Annotated in this window: 10 protein-coding genes; 2 read left to right on the top strand and 8 right to left on the bottom strand. The window is 38.3% G+C overall.

The genetic code is table 11. The annotated features are described in order from the left end of the window. Complete coding sequence (locus KMW37_RS12355) at window positions 1–4317, top strand: hybrid sensor histidine kinase/response regulator transcription factor (protein ID WP_246581467.1); 4317 nt, start codon at window positions 1–3, stop codon at window positions 4315–4317. A gap of 75 nt (window positions 4318–4392) precedes the next feature. On the opposite strand, the gene KMW37_RS12350 is transcribed toward KMW37_RS12355, so the two are convergent. Continuing rightward, a complete protein-coding gene (locus KMW37_RS12350; protein WP_215224942.1) occupies window positions 4393–6771 on the bottom strand; it encodes a TonB-dependent receptor in 2379 nt (792 codons plus the stop codon). 273 nt (window positions 6772–7044) lie between these two features. Between KMW37_RS12350 and KMW37_RS12345 the strand changes: the two genes are divergently transcribed. Further along, entirely contained in the window at window positions 7045–7689 is a 645-nt protein-coding gene (locus tag KMW37_RS12345; protein WP_215224941.1) for a carbonic anhydrase, read from the top strand. A 58-nt stretch (window positions 7690–7747) separates the two neighbouring features. Here KMW37_RS12345 and KMW37_RS12340 read toward each other — a convergent pair whose 3' ends face one another. The 7 genes from KMW37_RS12340 to KMW37_RS12310 all read right to left on the bottom strand — a co-directional run bounded on the left by KMW37_RS12340 (window position 7748) and on the right by KMW37_RS12310 (window position 22648). Further along, a complete protein-coding gene (locus KMW37_RS12340; protein ID WP_215224940.1) occupies window positions 7748–10027 on the bottom strand; it encodes a beta-N-acetylhexosaminidase in 2280 nt (759 codons plus the stop codon). 504 nt (window positions 10028–10531) lie between these two features. Next, window positions 10532–11854, bottom strand: coding sequence for a glycoside hydrolase family 88/105 protein (locus KMW37_RS12335; RefSeq protein ID WP_215224939.1), 1323 nt, complete (start codon window positions 11852–11854; stop codon window positions 10532–10534). 130 nt (window positions 11855–11984) lie between these two features. Continuing rightward, a complete protein-coding gene (locus tag KMW37_RS12330; protein ID WP_215224938.1) occupies window positions 11985–13274 on the bottom strand; it encodes a DUF4861 domain-containing protein in 1290 nt (429 codons plus the stop codon). 5 nt (window positions 13275–13279) lie between these two features. Beyond that, the gene (locus KMW37_RS12325; protein WP_215224937.1) at window positions 13280–15058 is read right to left on the bottom strand and encodes a hypothetical protein; all 1779 of its coding nucleotides are present in this window, start codon (window positions 15056–15058) and stop codon (window positions 13280–13282) included. A 106-nt stretch (window positions 15059–15164) separates the two neighbouring features. Continuing rightward, window positions 15165–16766, bottom strand: coding sequence for a RagB/SusD family nutrient uptake outer membrane protein (locus KMW37_RS12320; protein ID WP_215224936.1), 1602 nt, complete (start codon window positions 16764–16766; stop codon window positions 15165–15167). A 12-nt stretch (window positions 16767–16778) separates the two neighbouring features. After that, window positions 16779–19829, bottom strand: a complete 3051-nt coding sequence (locus KMW37_RS12315; protein ID WP_246581466.1) for a SusC/RagA family TonB-linked outer membrane protein — start codon at window positions 19827–19829, stop codon at window positions 16779–16781. 557 nt (window positions 19830–20386) lie between these two features. After that, a complete protein-coding gene (locus KMW37_RS12310) occupies window positions 20387–22648 on the bottom strand; it encodes a GH92 family glycosyl hydrolase (protein WP_215224935.1) in 2262 nt (753 codons plus the stop codon). Window positions 22649–22667: the final 19 nt, after the last annotated feature.

Here is a 22667-nt window from a genome sequence, read left to right as displayed (position 1 = left end):
ATGATTTCTTTAAACAAAAATATTCATCACAAAGCTATAAGCGTTCAAAAATGGAAAGGCTATTTATACAGGCATTCTATCTGGATGCTATCATGGGTTTATATTTGTATCTGCTTATTTCTTGGTCTTGAAACAAAGGCCCAAGTCACTGGCCATCCTTTTTATAAATTCACCCACTATACCTCCCAAGATGGTCTACCGCAAAATTCTGTACTGGCAATTATGCAGGACCAAAAAGGATTTTTATGGTTCGGAACAGATGATGGTTTAGCCAAGTATGATGGTTACCAGTTTACCACTTTTAAGCATTCCCCCAACAATAATTTGAGCTTGGGAAATAATGTTATCCGCGATATGGTCCAAGACAAAAATGGATTTATTTGGATCAGTACTGAGGGGGGTGGCATCAATATTTTTGACCCCAAAACCCTGCAATTCCAATCCCTAAACCAGCAAGCTCAATTGGCTGATATGTTCGGGTCAACAAAAACCAATAATTTGATCATTGACCAAAAGGGCGATATATGGTTAAGTACTTTATCTGATGGTATTTACCATATCGTACTTCCAAAAAAAGATCTAGAACCAACTTTAACAAACTACTTTAAAAACCTCAATATCAACAACTTCAATACTTTCAACTCAAGTATTAATGACAATAAAATATGGCAGATTTTTGAAGATTCAAAAGGAAAAATATGGATTGGCACCTATGACGCAGGCATGCAAATCCTAGACTCCAATACCAATGATTTTTTTGAAAACGAAATTATTCATGATGGAGAAAAAATCAAATCCATAAAATCATTTTTTGAAGACAGCAATGGAACCATTTGGTTAGGAACTGAAAAAAATGGCGTTTTTAAGAAGTCTAATGAAGAGGAGAAATTTCATGCATTTATCCCGTCAGACCCCTCTCTTGTTAATCCACTGGAAAAGGAAAATATTACGAGTTTTCTAGAAGACAAACAAGGACATCTTTGGATCGGTACATTAGGTGGAGGTCTTTATGTTTTGGATCAACAAACAGGAAACATCTTTCATTATAAGGACAACCCTTCAGATCCATATAGCTTAAATGGTCAATCCGTTTATAAATTGTTTGAAGATAAAGATGATAATATATGGATAGGCATGTATTCTGGTGAAGGACTTAATAAAATCAATCCCAATGCGCAGCACTTTGAGCACTATCGCCAGCAGGCCAGTAAATCCGCTAGCCTTTCTGGCAAAATGGTAAAATCCATTTTAAAGGATAAAAGAGATAACCTTTGGGTGGGGATGTTCAATGGAGGGTTAAATTTCAAAGAGACCAATCAAAACGAATTTGAGCAAATTAAACTCCCCCTAAAAAACACTGACAATTCGGTACAAATCAATGTTCAAGTAATATATGAAGATCAAAACGGAAAGCTTTGGATAGGCACTGATGGTTCTGGCATGTACAGTTATTTACCAGAATCGGGTAAGTTCAATTCCTATTTACACCAAGAAAACGATAATACCTCGCTAAGTAAAAATGAAGTTTGGGCAATTGCAGAAGATCATGAAGGGCAATTATGGATTGGAACAGCTAATGGAGGTGGTTTAAACCGACTCGATCCAAAAACTGGAAAATTCAAACGGTTTCTTTATCAAGCCAACAATAACAAAACACCTAGTTTTAATGATATAAGGTCGCTTCTGATCGATAGCAAAAATAGATTGTGGGTAGGTACCTATGGTGGCGGCCTAAACCTATATAACTTCAGCAATGGACAATTCACCTATTACCAACATGATCCCAATAAGCCCAACAGTATTAGTCACAATATCATCACAAGTCTTTACGAAGACAATAATGGTTATTTATGGATAGGGACTTTTGGAGGAGGCCTGAACAGAATGGATGTTAATACCGGTCAATTTGTTCATTTCAGGGAAAAGGATGGTCTTCCTAGTGATGTGATCAAGGCAGTTCTAGAGGATAATACAGGTCAATTATGGATAAGCACTGTAAAAGGTCTGACTCTTTACAATCCAGAAAAAGGTACATTCAAAAATTTCACAGCTGATGATGGACTTCAATCTGATGAATTTAACTTAGGTGCTGCGTTCAAGGACAAAAAAACAGGGAAATTGTATTTTGGAGGTACAAATGGCTTTAATGCTTTTTTACCTGATCAGGTAAAACAAACACCCGTGCCCAAGATACCTGAACTAACACAATTAAGGGTCTTGAATCACTTGGTCAATCCCGGTGACACTATTGAAGACAAGGTACTCCTGAAAAAAGACATCAGCTTCAGTGATGAACTGGTCTTCAACCATGACCATAATAGCTTTGAATTAGCTTTTAGTGCTTTAGAATTCAACGGTCAGGATAAAATCCAATACGCTTACAAGCTGAATGGTTTCGATAAGGATTGGATCTACACCGATGCAGACAGACGGTATGCACCTTATGCCAACCTTAAAGCTGGAGAATATACATTTCACCTTAAATCAACCACAGAAAATGGTCAACAAAGCTCTGGTGAAAGGCTGCTTTATCTTAGGGTCCTACCTCCTTGGTATCAAAGCACAGTAGCTTATTTAGCCTATATACTCTTGATTCTTTTAGCTGCATATGTCACTAAGTCCATAATTACCTTTCGAATTAAGATGAAAAACGATTTACGTTTTGAAAGGCTAGAACACCAGAAACAGGAAGAAATCAACCAATTGAAATTGCGTTTCTTTACCAATATTTCCCATGAATTAAGAACTCCGCTGATGTTGATAAAAGTACCCTTGGAACAACTCATATCCAGGGCTGATCTTTCACAGCAGGTACATTATCAACTTAATTCCATCCATAACAATGCTACTAGATTATTGCGGCTGATCAACCAACTATTGGAATTTAGGAAGCAGGAAACTGGCCATGTCAAGCTTGAGGTACAGGAAATTATCCCTAAGAACTTTATACAAAACATATTTACCTCATTTGAGGCTATGGCAAAACACAGGAATATTGACTTTAAGTTAAATTTTGGTCCAAACCTCCCTGAAAGCGTTTGGTTTGATCTAGATCAAATGGAAAAGGTATGTTATAATCTTTGTTATAATGCCTTCAAATTCACGCCTGATGGAGGAAAAATCACCTTGAGCTTGAATAGCGGTACCATAAAAAATAAAATTGGAGAACTACCTGCCTTGGCCATACAAGTAGAAGATAATGGTAAGGGAATATTGGCAGAACATCAGGATAAAATCTTTGAGAGATTCTTTCAAGTAGACGATAGTGAAGGAAATCTAACTGCTGGTACAGGCATAGGATTGGCATTGAGTAAAAATATAGTAGAGTTTCATCATGGCAGTATTGAAATGGAAAGCAGGCCGAATATTAAAACAACTTTTACGGTATTGCTGCCTTGCGGAAAACAACATTTTGCCCCGCACGATTTTAAGGAATTCCCCACTCAACAGGAATCCAAAAATCTACCTATTGAGCAAGAGCTCAACAATATTGACAAGCACTTATTGAGCTCTCTGGAAAATCCCAGCCCGACTGTCAAGCCTGACCCAAGCTTATTGAACAAAAAGCTATTACTAGTTGAGGATAATGAAGAGCTCTTATCCCTCATGAAAGGGGTTTTAGCCCAGCATTTCCAAGTAATCACCGCTAAAAATGGTGAGCAGGGCTTAGAAATGTCCAAGCTTTATAATCCGGATTTTATAATCTCTGACGTGATGATGCCCAAAATGGATGGCGTGGCCATGTGCTCCTTATTAAAACAAGACCTAACCACCAGTCATATTCCTATAATCCTCCTTACTGCCCGCAGTGCTTATGATTATCAAAGAGAGGGCTATGCTTCCGGGGCTGATGACTATTTAAGCAAGCCATTTCCTTTGGATCTCTTGATCTCCAAAGTTCGCAACTTACTGCTAACACGAGAAAGGCTCATTGCTTCCTTTAAGCAAAAGCCAGATTTAGAACCTTCAGGAATAGCTGTTTCAAGCAAGGATAACGAATGGATGAAAACAGCTATTGAAGTAGTCGAAAAACATATTGACGATGCTGACTTTGACATCTCTGCCTTTGTAAAAGAAATGGGACTGAGCCGTACACTTCTATTTGAAAAGATCAAAGCGATTACTGGACATACTCCCAATGATTTCATTACCATTATTCGTTTAAAAAGGGCTGCCCAATTATTATTACAGGGAGATCTAAAGGTGGCTGAAATCAGTTATATGGTTGGGTTTAATAACCCCAAATATTTCAGCAAATGTTTCCAAAAGCAGTTCGGTTGTAGCCCCTCCAAATACAAAAGCCAAGTTCCCTATTGATTGCTGGATGGGCAATAAAAAGGATTCAAGTTGTTTAACCTCAATCCTTTTTTATAAACTCGCTCTCATTGATCCTTAAAAATCCAACACCAGTCCTATAGATGGCAAAACGGAGCCACTGGAAATGGAAGGTATTTGCTTAAGTGTCCTTGGCTCTGTGATGTTCCCTTCATCATCTCGCTCCAATCCATAAAGAGGTTCAGAAGGTGTCTCTTGCCCGAAGAGATTTTGGAATTCCAAAAACACATTAAAAGTAAAGTTGGTGAAATTCCATTTTTTGTCCACCCTTAAGTCTGTTTGATTAAAAGCATTCAGTAGTATTTCACCCTGTTTGGAATAATCTTTAATTATCGCGGGATAACTTTCCAAAGTAGCATCCTCATCTACTGGAGCAATCGGTGTTTTTCCTAAATACCTTACCCGAGTACTGATTTCCCAGTTCTTATCAAACTTATAACCTCCCGTAAAGGTCAAAAGCGTCTTATTGTCCCATGAAGAAGGCAAGTATACATTTTCATCAAGACCAGTATATTCGCTGTTGTAAAGGGTCAAGGCCAAAATACCATAAAAGTTTTTGGTAAACTTTTTCTGCAATAATAATTCCGTACCATAAGTTCTGCCCTTTCCCACGCTTGATACAGGTTCATTCCCTAGAACAGAAAAATCACCACCCAAATTGGCCAATGAAACATTCTTGCTCAGACTCACGGGATAATTATCATACTTTTTATAGAACGCTTCCAAAGTTATCCTTGTAGATGGATTGATCAAATATTCAAAGCCTGCCACATAGTGGTCACTTTGGATATACTTGCTATTCTTATTAACAAACTCTCCAACTTGGTTTTGAAAACCCAAAATGGTATATGGAGGAATTTTATAATACCTTCCAATCGATCCATTAAAACTCCACTTTCGGGCATCATCCAGCACATAAGAGAAAGAAAACCGAGGGCTAAAGGTCTTCCAGATATCATTTCCCTCATCCATAAAATCATTACCGTCCATTCTAAGCCCTCCAGAAAGACTCAGTCTTTCCTGAAACAAATTTCGTGTAAGATGTGCGAAAAGTCCATAACGGAAAAAGTCCAACTGTGACCTATATGCAAAATCATTGACCAAATCCACAGAGCTGTTTTTATAGTCCGCTCGCTGTAAAATCCCACCAGTACTTAGTGTCCAATCTCCCAAAAATTTGGTCAAATTATACCGGAGCTTGGTTTCCATCTCCCTTGAATCATTGATCAGATAAACACCTTCCTCATTGACCACATCATCGAATTGCCTGAAATTATTGTTTAAGATATTATTACTCAGGGCTGTGGTCATATATCCGCTTCCATTTTTGAAGCGTCTTTTCCAAACAGCCCCATGTGTACTCGACCATTGTTTTATGATAGGAAGTTGATCTAGGGTAGCTTGCTGCTCTTCGTCTATATCATCTGGCTGGTTGATGGCAAAATCATCAATAGAACCAAGTCCTGTGAAAATTAAGCTATTATATTTATCAATCTCATGAGAAACCTTATACTGAAAATCCCAATAGTCAGGCAAGAAGGGTAAATCCAAAGCCTTAAATAATACCTGCAGATAAGACCTCCTGACCGACGCGATAAAGGAGGTTTTGGAGCTCTCCTTTTCACCCTTAAACAAAGGCCCCTCAAGTGTCAAAGCTGCCTCGCTACTGCTAACGCGCACATTGGAGTGAAACTTCCGGTTATTTCCATCCCTTTGATCAAACTGTAAAACCCCTGAAAGCACATTGTCATAGTTGGCGGCAAAAGCACTTGTGGATAAGGTTACTCCTTCAAAAAAAGACACATTCAATAGCCCAACAGGGCCACCTGCACTCCCTTGGGTAGAGAAGTGATTGATATTGGGGATTTCAATCCCATCGAGGTAATATACATTTTCATTGGGCGCTCCTCCCCTAATAATTACATCATTTCTGAATCCTCCTACAGACCCAGAAACACCCGGCAAGGCCTGCACCACCTTAGCAATATCATTATTTCCTCCTGGGTAAGTAGCAATTTCCTCTAGGGATAGCCTTTGAACGGATAAGGGCGTCTCTTCATTTTTCCCGAAAGTATTGGCCACAACTACCACTCCTTCGAGTTCACTTACTTCTTCTTCTAAAACAATATTTACATCTGGATTTCCCCCAGACCTTACTGTCAGATTGAAAACCTGTTTATTGGTATAACCAATATAGGATGCTTCCAAAGTATAGGTTTTGGGAGGCACCATTTCAATTTTAAAAAAACCATTAAGGTCTGTCACTCCTCCAAGTTCCGTACCTAATAGTTTCACTGCCACCCCGATTAATGGTTCCTGTGTTTTTGCTTCCAGAACGTATCCTGCCACAGTTCCCGTTGGTTCTTGCCCATTCACTTGGACTACCAAGGTCAAAATTAAAAGGAATGAAAAAGCTAATTTTAATAATCTGTTCATCTAATTGTTTATTTACAATACTAGAGAACTCAAAACCTTGCTATTTGTTTTGACGCCAGTTTATTTCTTTTTAGACATTATTTATAAAGCAACTCTATAAGTACTTCATAAGTCCAAAATCCTTACTAATCAATAAATGATGCTCATGTCTTTAATGTCACAAATAAAGATTAGATTTATTATCTGTCAGATATCAATATAAAAACAAATAAATTCAGATCAGGAATAATCGTAATACCCTTAAACATTCTCCTCTTTTAAAGAATTAAGAACATGAACTTATACAATCAGATATTCAGCAATAATCAACAATGGGTAAATAACAAAAAAGCTACGGAGAAAGAGTTTTTCGAACATCTTTCAAAGGGACAGTCACCAGAAATATTATATATAGGATGTAGTGACAGTAGAGTCACCGCAGAAGAGATGACCGGAGTCCAACCTGGCCAAATGTTTGTCCATAGAAATATCGCCAATCTGGTGCCTAATAATGATAACAGTTCCGCTTCGGTAATTGAATATGCTGTAAGCCACCTAAAAGTTAAACATATTGTAGTGTGTGGTCACTATTCATGTGGTGGTGTAAAAGCCGCCATGCAGGCTGAAGATCTAGGTATTTTAAATCCTTGGCTGAGAAATATCAGAGATGTGTACCGTATGCATAAGGATGAACTAAATTCCATCAAAGATGAAACTGAAAAATATAATCGCCTGGTAGAAATAAATGTGGAAGAACAGTGCCTTAATGTTATCAAAACAGCCTGTGTCCAAAGACAATATCTCAATAATGGATTTCCCACTGTACATGGTTGGGTCTTTGACATTCACACAGGTAATTTGATTGACCTTAAAATTGATTTCAATGAAAAGCTAAAGGGAATTCAGGAAATCTATGACTTGGGCACTAGCCAGAAATGAACATAAAAAAACTGGGTGTAGTTTAAACTACACCCAGTTTGTACAAAATCATTTTAACTTATTCTCCATAAAACACCACCTCATCAGCAAACAAAAAGGCCCGGTTTTTATTTTTCGCATTCACACGTAAGTACTGGATTTTTTCTCCCACAGGTATTTCAAATGAATAGATTATCAAATCCGGATTACCTTCCGAAATATCATGTTTAATCAATTTTGGCTCTGAGAATTCTTTACCATCCAGTGACCATGAGACCTTTAATTCTGAAGGCAAAAACACCCCAGGCCCAATGATCTGCATAAATGGAACCTTCACCTTAGAAACCATTTCAGGTTCATTCAAACGAATTTCCACATCCAGATCCTTTCCTTCAAAACCCTGCCATTGTCCATCACTATAAGTGAAATTTCCTAACATCCCATTTACCAATGTTTTATCACCCTGAGCAGCATATTTTCGGCTGTATTCCTGCAAATACTTTACCTCTGCCCCAACGCCTAAATGGTAAACCAACTCCTTTGAATTTACTGGCCCCATTTCTCCATTGGACAATGCAATTGCCGCCTTAATTTCCTTGACTCCCTTTTCATAAAATGGCCCCTTATACATTTTGGAATCCTTATCTGGATCAGTACCATCTAATGTATAGCGTACATCTGCGCCATATCTCTCCGCAGATATGCTTACCAATGAAGCTTGTTTAACAGTATCCGCCACAGCTTTTATGGTAACATCTGCTATAGGTCTATAATAGTTAATCCCCTTAAGCTGCAAAAGTCTGTAATGTGACTGAAGTCGCTTAAAAAAATCATCCCATTCCTTTTCTTGCGGAGCTGTCCAAGCTACTTCTGCTAAAGCCAAAAGCCTCGGGAAAATCATATACTCCACATGCTCTTGGCTTGACATATACTCTGTCCAAACATTGGCCTGAACGCCTTTGATCAATTTCCCCTCCTCTTTGGTTAATATCTCAGGTACTGGATTATAGGAATAGACCATGTTGATAGGTAAATACCCACCAATTGCCTGAGGCTGAGTCGCGGGGTTGGTTTGATACTTATCAAAATAACAATAAGCTCCAGGAGTCATAATTACCTCATGGCCTGCCTTTGCGGAAGCTATTCCTCCATTTTCTCCCCTCCATGACATTACGGTAGCTCCGGGTGCCAGTCCTCCTTCCAATATTTCATCCCAGCCCAATAACTTTCTACCATTCTTGGACAGGAATTTTTCTATCCTCCTGATGCCATAGCTTTGTAGTTCCTCTTCATCATCCAAACCTTCCTCTTGTATCCTCCTTTGGCATTTCTCGCAAGTCGACCAAGCTTTCTTGGAAGCCTCGTCTCCCCCAATATGAATATACTCTGAAGGAAAAATCTCCATGACCTCCGTTAATACTTTTTCCAAAAACTCAAAAGTCTTTTCATTTCCCAAGCAAAATTCACTTTGTGTGTATGGCATACCTGAACAGGAAAGTTCAGGATAAACCGCCAACACTTCTTCCGAATGCCCTGGAATTTCGATTTCTGGAATGATGGTTATACCTCTTTTCCTGGCATACTCCACCAAAGCTGAAGCTTCCTCCTGAGAATAATAACCGCCATATGCCTGAGGATCGCCTTCATTCATAAACTGTCTTGATGAATCCCACCAATCTTTCCATACACCATGTGTTCTAAAGGCAGCCTTTTGAGTCAATAAAGGGTACTCCTTAATTTCCAATCTCCAGCCTGGCCCATCTGTCAGGTGCCAGTGAAAAGTATTCAGTTGATAGATGGCCATCATGTCAATCATCTTTTCCAGAAATGGGATAGGAAAGAAATGTCTACTTACATCAATATGTAAGCCCCTATAATCAAATCTTGGATAATCCTTAAGCGAAATAGCAGGTAAAAGAGACCTGTTTTCCTGTAATAAATTAAGCTGGACCAATCTGTTGACTGCCAATAATAAAGAAGACTTTGAAGCTCCTATTAGGCTTATCTGATCTTCCGTTATATCTATCTGATAGTAATCCTTATGGATATTGGCTTTTCTGGTATCTACTGAAAGGTAAATCCCATTATCCCAAGTTTGTGAATCATTATACTGCTTAATAGAAACATTTGAAATACCTACCCCTTCTCTTAACAAGACCGCATGATCACCCAGCTCCTTATTATCAATATAAATAGACCATTGCTTATTTAATTTAAAATTCCCACTACTTCTCTCCAGGAAAACTGGCTTAGGAATCAAATCGGAATTTTGAGCATGTAAATCACTGAGCAAAACAAAAAAAAGAAACAACAGCCCCAGATTTTTCAGAACAGAGAAGAATGACTTAACTAGAAACATAATCGATTAATTGACTTTCAACAAAAATACATCTGCATTTTAACTTCCAGCAGCAATCTTAAAAAAATAACGCAATGCCAATCCGAATAAATTGGCTCAAAAAGAAAAAAGGATCTTTTCTCTATAAGAGAAAAGATCCCCGTCTATAAACCCCAATTTCAATTTAATTCTTTCTATTTTAATATCATTTACATTTCACAAGTGTCTTATTTTATCAAATAACATAAACTCAAATCTAAGATTTGTCACCTGTTCATTGCTGATATATACTTCAAAGAAATACCTAAAAAATCAGGCTAGCAAATCTATTTATGCAAAGGTTTGCGCAGTTAATCAAAATAGGATATTCTTTATTAAACCAATTATTATTTCAAAAAAATAAATTTTCACAAAATCAAAATACCAATACATTGCATTACACCATAAAATTAAAAAGGATTTAAATGTAAAAACCTAAACCCTTTTTAATTTCAAAGAAAAAATCAATCTGTATTTTTTAATTACTCATTCCGAAAACTGAACTGCTGTTTCATCTATTTTGAACGTTTTTTTATTTAGCATTTTTAGAATTTCAGCACCAGCAAGGAGGACTGGACCGTAGCCATGAGCGGCATAAACATTAACAGGCCTGTAATAATAAAATCCCGGATCAAATCCCATACCTGTCCCTACACAAGTCCCTTCAACCTGCCCTTTATCATTTACCTTAGTAGTAACCGCTGTCCATCCTAGTATGGTCAATGGACCAAAAACCCTATAGTCTAACCAGCCATTATTGATGGCCTTTGCATAGCAATAAGTATAAATTGCGGTAGCTGATGTTTCTAAATAGCTATCCTCTCTATCAATCAATTGATGCCAAAATCCTGTTCCTGATTGATATTGAGCCAAGCCTTTTGCATGAGCCAAGAAATATCCCATCATCTTATCATACTTTGGATGTTCTTGGGGCAATACATCTAATAATTCTACTAAAGTCATAAATGCCCAACCATTAGCCCTTCCCCAATGGAATTGAGGAAAGTTTTCAGCGCCTTCTACCCAGCCATGCATATAAATACCTTTTTCAGCATTAAACATCCGGTCAGAAAACAGTTCTACTTGTTTTGTAGCCTCATCAAAATACTTCATTTCTCCACTAAGCTTTCCCATTTGGGCCAAAGCCGGAACACTCATAAAAAGATCATCCAACCAAAGAGTATTTTTTAGCGGTCTATTCCTAGCAAGAGTACCATCTTGTAATCGGTACTGCTTATTCATGATGAAATCAATGAAATTATTCACCATTGGCCTAACATCCTCATTTAGTCCTGCTTGTTTTGCTTTTATAAGCGCAGCACACATAGCTCCCGCATCATCTAGGGCATGTGGATGCAAAACTTTATCAATTGGACTTGGTTTTTCCTCTGATAATGTGGAATTATTATAGTGTTTGAACAACTCATTCAAAAAGGTCAAGCGGTCAAAGGTATAATCCTTAAATTTGGAATCTCCAGTAGCCTCGGCTGCAGATAACATGCCCGCATAAGTGACTCCCCATTCATAACTCAACAATCTAAAATCTCCTTTTGCCAAACTGGCAGAACTTGAAGCAGATAAAATTTCCTTAACAATTGCCTTATTATCACCTTCCACCAATTCTGCAGGTGTAACTCCATTCAAATAATCATATATTTTGTTCAATACTGCTATCGTTTCTTCCTGACGAATATTACCATATGGTACAGGATACTCAGGCTGAATTAAATGCAATGGGGTATTAGTATCTGTAATTTTTTCCTGAGAATATACTTCGAAGGTTAAACCTAATTCCAAAATTAGTAACATCAGAAATCCTATTGATTTACTAAAATTAAAATGGTGTACTCTTTTATACAAATAGTTCATTTTATTAATATCGTCCATTTTTTATAGTACTTATTGCCAAGGAAAAACCTTAAGCCATTTCTAGTTATTATTAGTTGTGAACCTCAATCTTCACCTTGACATTAAGTTGCTCCGCCAAACCTATAATATAATCCATAAAATATTCTTCCTTGGTAAAATTAGGGTCTGATAATTCCCATCCAGCTACTGCATAATAACTGATGGGTTTATCATTTTCGATCTTAACTCTAGCTAAATAGGTATCTGTGATTTGCCCAGTTGAAGGAGCTCGCATCCAGCCCAAATAGTCCTCCTTAGTTAAAATCAGGCCTAAACCTAAATACCATTCTTTATCATAGGTTTGTCTATCATGGGTGTACAATACGACAAAATCCCCTACTTCTGATATCATCAAATCCTTATCTGTTTGATTATTTACCAAACCAATAATGGCCTCTTCATCCCCTTCCAAACCTGTAATACTGAAAGTATTTTTAAAAGCATACATTCCCGGCCAAATTTCCGACTGTTCTCGAACTAGATAATTCCGTTTGGTCCCTTCTGGTTTCCAATTATTATAATCATATTGCATAAGGGATAATAGAGGTCCACTTTCTCTTACTGAGAAAGTAGTGGCATCTACATTGTTCAGGCTATCTTGCTGCGTGACTCCCAAGCGCATTAAGTGCTCGCCTACTTTCAAAGAATAGCCCCCTAAACCTACTGAGGTTCCGACAGATAAAATATCCCTGCCCCAATTTTCCATTACATGGTAATTATCCTCAGTAACGCCATCTGAATTAATCCCGACATCAACCGGAGACATTTCAGGGGTCTTTTTCCCAAAAACATCCTTGGAGTTTCTTCCATCCAAATAATGCCTAAAACCAACCTTGTCATTCTCCCAAGAAGGTCCATCGGTCTGGTATGGCTGATAGCCCATTACCCCAGGTAACATATCAGGATAAAATGTATGGACTTTAGCTGGACGCACTGTATCATTGACTGAAGGTCGAACACCAAAACGAACATATGTCCGCTGTCCCATTTCTACCGGATCATCTATCCACCCGAGACTTAATTGCTTCTTCTCGCCTGACTCAAGGTCAATTAAAAAGAATAATTGATCCCAGTTACCATCTCCATCTTCATCAACCAGCTGACTGGGTACAAATTCTCCTTTTTCATTCCTTAAATTAGGAAATGAGCTTGTAATGGACTTTTCATCCATATCAGTCCTGGAAACTTTCAAAGCTTTCTCTTTGAGATCTATCTTAGATGAATTTTCAACTGAAAATTTGAAAAGTTGTTCTTCGTTTTCCTGGCAAGAAAACAATAAAGCTCCCAACGCAAAAATCAACACTTGTTTAGCCTGTTTCATAAATTTCATTCAAAAGTTAGTGTATGGGTAAACGGTGTAATACCCGTTAGATAAACATGGTTTCCTTCAGTTCTCAAGCTTCCAAAATGAACGCTGTATTTTTCCCCGTCCAAGCCCCTTATTCTTTCATGCATTTTCACCCCAGGGCCAAATGTGATTTTATCCCCTCCATTTTCGAAGCTTCCACTTCCAGTAGGAAGATAATAGTTTTCCCCATCTGCTGCTTTTTCTACTCCTTTTAATTGGCCTTGTTCATCAAAACACAATTCGATCGTAACGCTTACTCCTTCCAGACCTCCTACATCAAAATGAACATCCACTTTGCCAGCATTTTCCTCAATGGTCACCGTACTGTCCAATGTCTTTACATTGCTGACAGGCCTTTTATCAAAAGCCATTTTGCTCCAAAATCTGTCATTAGTACTTGGCGTATGTGCATAATCTCCCTCTTTATTTCTTTCATCCTTGGGCAATGGTTGATAATAAGGAACATCTAGCTTTTTATGAAGGATATATTTGTTCCCTTCTTTTCTTAAACCTTCACTTCTAAAATGTCCCATACTGAAGAAATTCGCAGACATGCGCATATACCATAGTATGGCTTTTCCCTTTCTATAGCTGAAAAAATTAGGGCTAACAGATCTACCAGATGCAATAATTAATGGCCAGTCTACCCCGCCAAAAATAGTAGCTGTGGTGTCCCCCCTGCGTATCCTTGCCAGGCTGCTGGTTTTGAAGAGCTTCTCAAAATTGGTTGGAACCGCTTCTAATTGGGGCAGCTCTTCCTGTAACAACTCATTATCCATAAAGCTGTAAAGCTCTTCCTCAATGATCAATTCCTCAAAGCCCGGAAAGCCCTCAATCATTTTAACAATCTGCGCAAACTTCCCATCCTGGTCCAATATCGCCAAATGCCTGTAATGAAGATACTGTACAATAATACTTCTATGGGAATATTGGTCCTGTCTTCTGGAATCAGTGGTGACCAAGTCCCCATTTGGTTCCATATAATAATAGGTCATCTCCAAACTCTTCCTTGGCGCTTCATATAACGCTGGTCGGTCCAAAATCCTTCCCAGTGTTAAAAAGGCACTATTCTCCACATCAGAATAATTCATGCTGCGTTCTGGGTAATGCCCATCTTCATCCATATAAATCCCTTCATCCAACCAGTCATCAATTCGGTCAATATACCTTTGATCAGGATACAGCCTATGGATCATGGCCAAAACCTGACAAACCACCCATCTGTGGTTGGGTGTATGTATCCCCCCAACGACCAGTGCTTCACCGGCATCTTGAATAAATGTCTTTATTTTTGCTTTTACCTCCTCTAATGCTTTATCTTCCTTTTGGCCTAAAATATATACCCCAGAACAAAGCGGCTTCATGATAAATCCTGTATCTGGTGGTGATTCCAAATTTCCAGCATTAATTGTACCATCTGGCCTTTGACTAGCAATCAGCTTATCCGTAGTTTTCAGCAAAGCTTCAATCAGTTCCTTATCTTCAAAAAACTTCGACTCCTTACAACAGTAGGCTGCTGAAAATTTAGCAAAATTATAGCCATCGCTCCTTCCTCCATGACGGTTGGCTGCCTCACCTTGACTCAAGAGCGCCTGAACATGCCTGTCATTGGCCTCGATCAGCTGATCCATTAATCCCTCTGCTCCATTGCCATGAGATTGACCAAAACTGGAAATACTCATGCCTGGCATAAAATATAGAGCAGTCCCCATTCCTAGGGATTGTTTCAAAAATGTTTTTCGGGTTATACTGTTCATTTTGTTTTTTTCTAAAATATGATAATTAAACTATAAAGATGGATTGTAAAATACGAAAGGAACTTTTTTCCAAAAGAAAAAAGTTCCTAGTTTATAAACCCCAATCTTAATTATATTCTTCGTTTTGTGAGATGCTACCGCCACTGACATCTACTTCACTTTGTGGAATAGGTCTCAAAAGGTGGTAGGGTTTAATGGCATTATTCAATGCAGCATGGGGATTATGTGCCAATACCCTGTCGATCAAAGTTCCGTTTCTTTTTAGCTCCATCCATCTGCTGATTTCCCCTCCTAGTTCTTTGGCACTTTCGTCCATAATAAGGTCGATATCCACTTCATCAGCTTCAACCATTTCCTCTAAACCTGCTCTAAACCTTAAAGCATTGATATGCTCAGCCGCTTTGGCAGCATTACCACTTTGGAGGTAAGCCTCCGCAGCAATTATCCTAGTTTCACCTGAACGCATAATCATGGCATCTCGCTCTCCATCAGGGTTAATACCGGGATTAGTATAAGGCACTCCTGGATCATCAAATTTTTTGAACATGGGATAATGCACTTGGGTAATTCCATCCGGAACAAAATATTGAGCAGGATTAATGACTACATAATCTTTACTGGCTATTACCGCCTCTGACCATGCTGTTTTAGGAAAATAAATACTAGTATCACCAGCCTGTATTACACCGTCAGGACCATCTACTTCAGCATTCATCAACCTTCTAATAGAAGTTGACTCCCTCTCGTCCCCATCTTCAAATAATGAGAAATAATAAGGAGTTGGGGCTGTTCCAAGACCTCTATGGTACAAGGTAGAGCGGGTCTGACCAGGATATACATCATAGCTGAATTTGAACAATAAGTGCCTATTATTCCCCAATCCTCTGGACACAGGGTTATTTCCATAAAGCAAAGAGAAAATGACCTCTTCATTTCTTTGGTTTTCCTCTTCCATTAACAAGCTAAAACTATCTTCCAATGGATGGTTCGCAATCACCGTTTCAGCGATGGAAGCAGCATCAGAAAAATCCTGTGAACTGCCGAAGCTTTTGTATCCTTTGGTCAATAAAACCTTTGCCTTTAGGTGTCTTACGGCATCCTTGCTTACCCTACCAAATTCATCTGTATTTTCGTCCACAGCTCCCAAAGCATCTTCTATATCCTGAAGTATTTGTGCATAAACCTCCTGCTCGGAAGCCCTAGTGAAATCAGATTGAGCGCTTCTTATTTCATTTAATACCAATGGGACTTCTCCAAAGTTTTCTACCAAATGAAAATAAGAGAATGCCCTCAAAAACTTGGCTTCACCTATTCCTTTGTCTTTGGCAGATTGTGATAGTCCCTCTATTTCATCTGCCCTATCTATTGCTGTATTGGCCGCGGCAACAACAGCATAATAATTGGTCCAATAGGTTCTAACAGATCCATTGGCAGGCCTAAGGTTCACATAGTCGTTCAATTCACTGATTCCGGAGATAATATCTCCTCTCGTAAACACATCTGTACCTTGGTGATCTAGATCATAAAAAGTTGTGGCCAATCTTAACTTATCATATCCATTTGCCACCAATTGATCAAAAGCCGCAGGGTCTTTGAATAACAATTCATCAGTAAGTGATTCCCTATTTTCTTCATCTAAAAAGTCACTACAGGACTGTAAAGCCAAAGTAAAACCAGCAAAAACAGATAATATTTTATATTTATTCATAATCATCTCAAATTAAAATTTAACATTTATACCTCCCATAAGGATTCTGGACATATAAGCCGATCCCCAGCTATTACGGGCTGCATTCTCCGGATCCCAACCATCATATTTGGTGAATGTGAATGGATTTTGAGCGGTAAAGTATAACCTAAGACTACCGATTTTAAGTGCATCCAAAACAGCATTATCGAAGTTATAGCCCAAAGTGATATAGCCTACCTTTACAAAAGACACATCGTGATAGGTCAATGCCTCAGCAAATGGGCCATTATTACTTGGCTGATACCATTCATTGGAAGGATTGTCTGGGGTCCAATAATTGCTTTTCAAACTGTTAAACCTAGCAGGTGTAGAATCGAAGCCTCCAGAATGTGAAATATGGAAATAACTTGGTGATACAGCTCCTTGACTTGTTCTTACAAAAAATGTAAAGTCCCATTGTTTGTAGTTAAATGTGTTGGAAATCCCTCCTGTCCAATCAGGCATATTTGCCCCAAGTACCGTTCTGTCATCAGCATCTATTTGACCATCATTATTGATATCCTTTACCTTTACCTGGCCTGGCTGTTGCCCATAACTTTGGGCCTCTTCTATTTCATCCAATTGCCAAATCCCATCAAATTTATAAGCATAAATAGATCCCACAGGCTCTCCAACCCTATGAATAAAAGAACCCGCCTGCACGCCAAACAATATTTCATTCAAGTCCCCGTATAATTGGGTTACTTCATTTTTATTCATGGCAAAGTTCAAGGAAGTAGTCCATTTAAAATCCTTTCTATCGAAATTCACAGAGGTTAAACCGAGTTCAATTCCTTTGTTGGTAGCTTCACCTACATTTTCAAATACCCCAGAAAAACCCGTAACCGTAGGAGTTGGCCTAAAGAAAATAATACCGGTATTCTTTCTATTATAGATATCCAATGAACCATAAAGCCTATTATTGAAGAAACCGAAATCCAAACCAAAATTGATTTCCTTGGTCTTTTCCCAGGTTAAATTCTGGTTGGCTAAACTGCTCACAAAAGCTGTTTGGGTCACATTCCCTCCCAAATTAGTAAAACCATTGCCGATCAATGACTGGGACCCTAAAGGCCTAAGTCCTCCGCCAGCACCATTATTTCCAGTCTGCCCATAGCTAATACGCAACTTTAATTCATCAAATAGATTTTGTTGTTCCATAAACCCTTCATCAATAACTCTCCATGCAAAGGCAGCTGAAGGGAAGAATGCCCACTTATTGTCCTCTGCCAATATTGAAGATCCATCATATCTTCCTGTCAAGGTCAATAGGTATTTGTCCCTAAAGGCATAATTAATCCTACCAGTATATGATTCAAGCGTTTGTTTTGAAAAACCGCTTTCTACATTTCGGATATCGGAACCAGCATCAATATTATAAAACAGATAATCGTCCGTATTGAAATTCCTTCTTTGCATCCTGTAATTCTCGTACCGGTCCATAAATAGAGAGTAAACAAAGGTTGCATTGATGCTATGATCTGCATTGGCCTCCCATTTATAGTTCACAATATTATCCCAGGTATAAGAAATCCTATTTCCATTGGTTACATCTGCCCGTCTATTTTCAATATTCCCACTGGTTGATTTGGCATATCTACCCCTATATTCTCCATAGCGGTTGAATTCTATATTCGGAGAGAAATTAGAACTGATTTTGAGGTTTTTGACAGGAGTCACTGCCAAAGAAAGATTACTCAAATAATTTAAACTTCTAGTTTCCCTAGTGATGTTACTAGGTTCAAATAGCGGGTTGGTAATAAATGTTTCGCCTTCCAATGGAAAAAATACCGGATCACCATTTTCATCATATGGAGTTCCTGTTGGCCTTAATCTATAAGCACTTCTTAAACCTTCACGGCTTCCCTCATTTCTGATGGAAAATGAAGCATAGTTACTCATACTTAAACTTACATAATCAGATAATTTGCTACTCAAATTGCCACGAATTGTATACCGCTCATAATCCTCTCCTTCAAAGGTTCCCTCATCTTGTGTATAAGCCACACCAATCCCATAAACCGTTTTGCTGTTACCGCCATTTAAGCTGAGCGTATGGTTTTGCTGCATCCCATTATGTTTAACTAAATCTATCCAGTTTACATAATTATTATTGGCAATGTTTTCCATTTCATTGGGCCTCATATAATCCGCCAAATCCACATCATCTCTCGACACATCAAAATTTCCGGAGGCATAAAAATTTCCAACAATAGCATCCTTGAAATATTCTACAAATTCTTCCCCCTGAAGCATATCAGGGATATTATAAGCTTGTTTTACCCCTATATAATTATCATACTGAACAGAAACACTGCCTTCACTTCCTTTTTTGGTTTCTATGATGACCACCCCATTACTACCTCTGGAACCATAAATAGCAGTGGCAGAAGCGTCCTTCAATACATCCATTCGTTCAATATCTGAAGGATTCAAAAAGGATATATCATTCACGAAAATGCCATCCACGACAAATAAAGGGTTTTGACCAGGGTTAAAACCTCCTTGCTCCACTGTTTCGTTGGCGTTTATAGTGTTGGATCCTCTTATCCGCACATTAAAACCTCCTCCAGGCTTATTATCTGCTGCCTGAATATTGACACCGGCCACTTGGCCTTGCATGGCCTGAAAGGCATTCACTTTATTGGTTTCCTTGATCGTCTCACTGCCCATGGAAACTACAGAACCAGTTAAATCTTTCTTTTTAGTTTCACCGTAACCCACCACTACTACTTCATCCAATTGAGCCACATCTGGTTCTAAAGTGATATTAATCTGGGATTGGTTATTGATGGCAACCGACTTGGTGATATAGCCAACAAAGGAAAAAGATAGCTCCGCTGCAGACACATCGGGTACACTAATGAAATAGTTACCATCCAAATCCGTTACAGTACCATTAGAGGTCCCTTTCAGCAAAACTGTTACACCGGGGATGGCTTGTTCATCTTCTCCTGAAATTACTTTGCCTGTGATATTACTCTGTGCAAAACTCAATTTTGCAAAAATGATGAATAAAATCATCAGGGGGAATTTCTTCATATGACCTATCATTATTCCCGGGAGGAACATATTTAGCCATTTGTTTTTTTGGTGTGGAAATTGGTTCATAAGATGTTATTTTGGATTGAAACTGATAAATTCATTACGTTTATGATAAAGCATTAAAGCAAACTTTAGACTACAGTAATCCTATTTATAAATATTTGATTCTGTATTTTATGAATTAACAATATTGTTATTTCGTAAATTAAAAGTGTTAAATCGACGTTTACAAATATATTTGTGCAAACGTTTGCACTGAATAACAAATACTTCTTTATTCCTTTTTTCAGGATATTATATGGTGTATTTCCAAAGCCGAAATCGTAAAAACTTGTAGATTCTAATAAACAAGGAACAACAGGATGGGAATAGGAGACGTAAATAAGCTATCTAAAAAAAAACTCAACTTTAAACCTCAATATGCATGGTAAGCTTTAACTATTAAAACAATGAAAAAAGTACTAGCCAATCCAGCTAGCAAAATTTAATTACCTGAAAAAAACAAGACCATATATTCATATAAGATTTAAAGTTAATTATCCAGTATCTGGAAATTAATCATTAAAAACACTTGGATTCGGTTTGCTTCCCATCTCGAAAATCAATTCATGGCCTCCCACAATTTCCTTGTAGGAAATAAAGGGCGTTTTTAATTCTCTTCCATCCAAATAAACAGCTTGCACATACATATTCTTATCCGAGATATTTTCGGCTTTAATCAGGAAACTATTATCTCCTCCTTGATCAGAAAGATCTATACTGATTTCTTCAAATTGGGGCGCCCCTAAGGCAAACTTCTCTGCAGTTGGAGAAACGGGATAGAATCCGAGTGAGCTAAAAATATACCATGCAGACATTTGGCCACAATCATCATTTCCATTTATTCCGATAGGCTGATTTCTATAATTTTCCTCCGAAGTATGCTTTCGAACCAAGGCTTGTGTTTCCCAAGGCATACCGCAATAATTAAACAAATAGGCATAATGATGTCCTGGCTCATTATCATGCCTATAGTGTTGTCCTTCAAAATTCTCCTTAAGTTTCTGTGCAAATTTTTCCTCTCCACCGAACAATGCTATCATCCCCGGAACATCATGCATTGCTCCAAATAAATAGGTCCATCTTCCTCCTTCTGTAAATCCCTCTTGGGTATTTCCATGCCAGTTCCCATCTAAAAGCCTCGCATTAAAAAAGCCTGTTTCAGGATTAAACAAGTTTTTGTAATTCTTACTCCAGTGCATTAACCTAGCATAGTCATCTTCCTTCCCAAGTTCCTTGGCCATCTGTGCAATACTATAATCATCAATTCCAAATTCAATGGTTCTAGTAACTGATTCTCTGGTCTTATCTGCAGGAACATAACCTAAAGAATGGTAATAGGTCAAACCACCCCTGGCTTCATATAATTCTCCTTCATTTCTATCTCCCCAATTTCTTTCAGTATCTCTGAAAGGTGGGTGCATGGCATCCTTTCTAATTGCCTGATAGGCCAACGCTACATCATAATCCCTAAAGCCTTTCATATAAGCATCAGCAATAAAGGCATCAGCATGGGTACCCACCATAATATTTGTATAAGTTGGATTGGGCCATTTCGGCAACCAACCTCCCTCTTGGTACATTTGAAGTAGGGATTGTACCATGGGACTTACTCTTTCAGGATTGGTAAAATACATCAGCGGATGTAAAGCCCTAAATGTATCCCAAAGAGAATAATCATTATAAGAAACGCCTTCATGAACCTGATCATCAAAGGCACTGTAATATCTTCCGTATTCTGAAAACTCCCTAGGGAACAACATCGTGTGAAACAGTGCGGTATAAAAAATAGTTTTCTGGTCTTCAGTAGCCCCTTTTATCTGCAGCCTGCTCAGTCTCTTTTGCCAAACTTCTTCTGTCCTCTTCACCAAAGCATCAAAATCCCAATCAGGCACCTCAATATTTTGGTTTTGACGTGCCTGTTCCAAAGATATAAATGAGGTACTTACTTTAGCTTGAACAACTTCTTTATCTTCTGTTTCAAATTGGATATATCCACCCATTCTTGCCCCTTCTTGTTCCTTGCCCATTGGACTGATCTGGGGTTCGTTCCTAAAAGAATTCCAGGTACCATACTGCTTAAAGGGCTTATCAAATGTAATTACAAAATACCCTTTAAAATTAGGCAAATCAGGCCCAAGATGTGATGACATTCTCTGAGGGTTATATCCCCGAATTTCCTGCTTCACCTCATCTATTTCCAAATATGCCTGAAAATCCTTTTTGTTTTCAGTAATGTTAATGGCTTGTACCACAATAAACGCTTCATCGTCTTCAGGAAAGGTGAAGCGGAATAGGCCGGCCCTAGATGCAGCGGCTATTTCACCTTTTATACTTGATGATCCATTAGACATTTCCACACTATAATAATGTGGACCAAGCTTTTCATTCTTATGCGAAAAGGACATTTGACGATCTTCCGGCAACAATTTCAATGATCCAACCCCTGGCATCAAAGAAACATATCCATAATCCCCCATCCATACTGTGGGCTGATGGGTAGCCATAAAGCCCTGAATATGCCCATCTTCATAAACATAGGGCATCTCACTGATTTTATTTTCCCTAGTTTGTGCTACAAAATTGGTCATAGCAAAAGGCAAGCCTACACAAGGCATGGTTCCACCTCCATCTTTACCAGGAGAAAAACCTTCCACAGCTGTTCCTATTAATGGATTCACATAGTCAACTACTGTTTTTTGCTGAGCAAAACCCAATTGAACCATGTTCAAAAAAGCAGCTAAAACGCTGTATTTGAAATAATTTATCGGCTTCATTGAATAAATAGATGGTTTT

Source organism: Echinicola shivajiensis (genome assembly GCF_018642165.1).
GTDB lineage: Bacteria > Bacteroidota > Bacteroidia > Cytophagales > Cyclobacteriaceae > Echinicola > Echinicola shivajiensis.
Note: the sequence above shows the minus strand (reverse complement) of the source record. Positions and strands in the feature narration are given on the sequence as shown.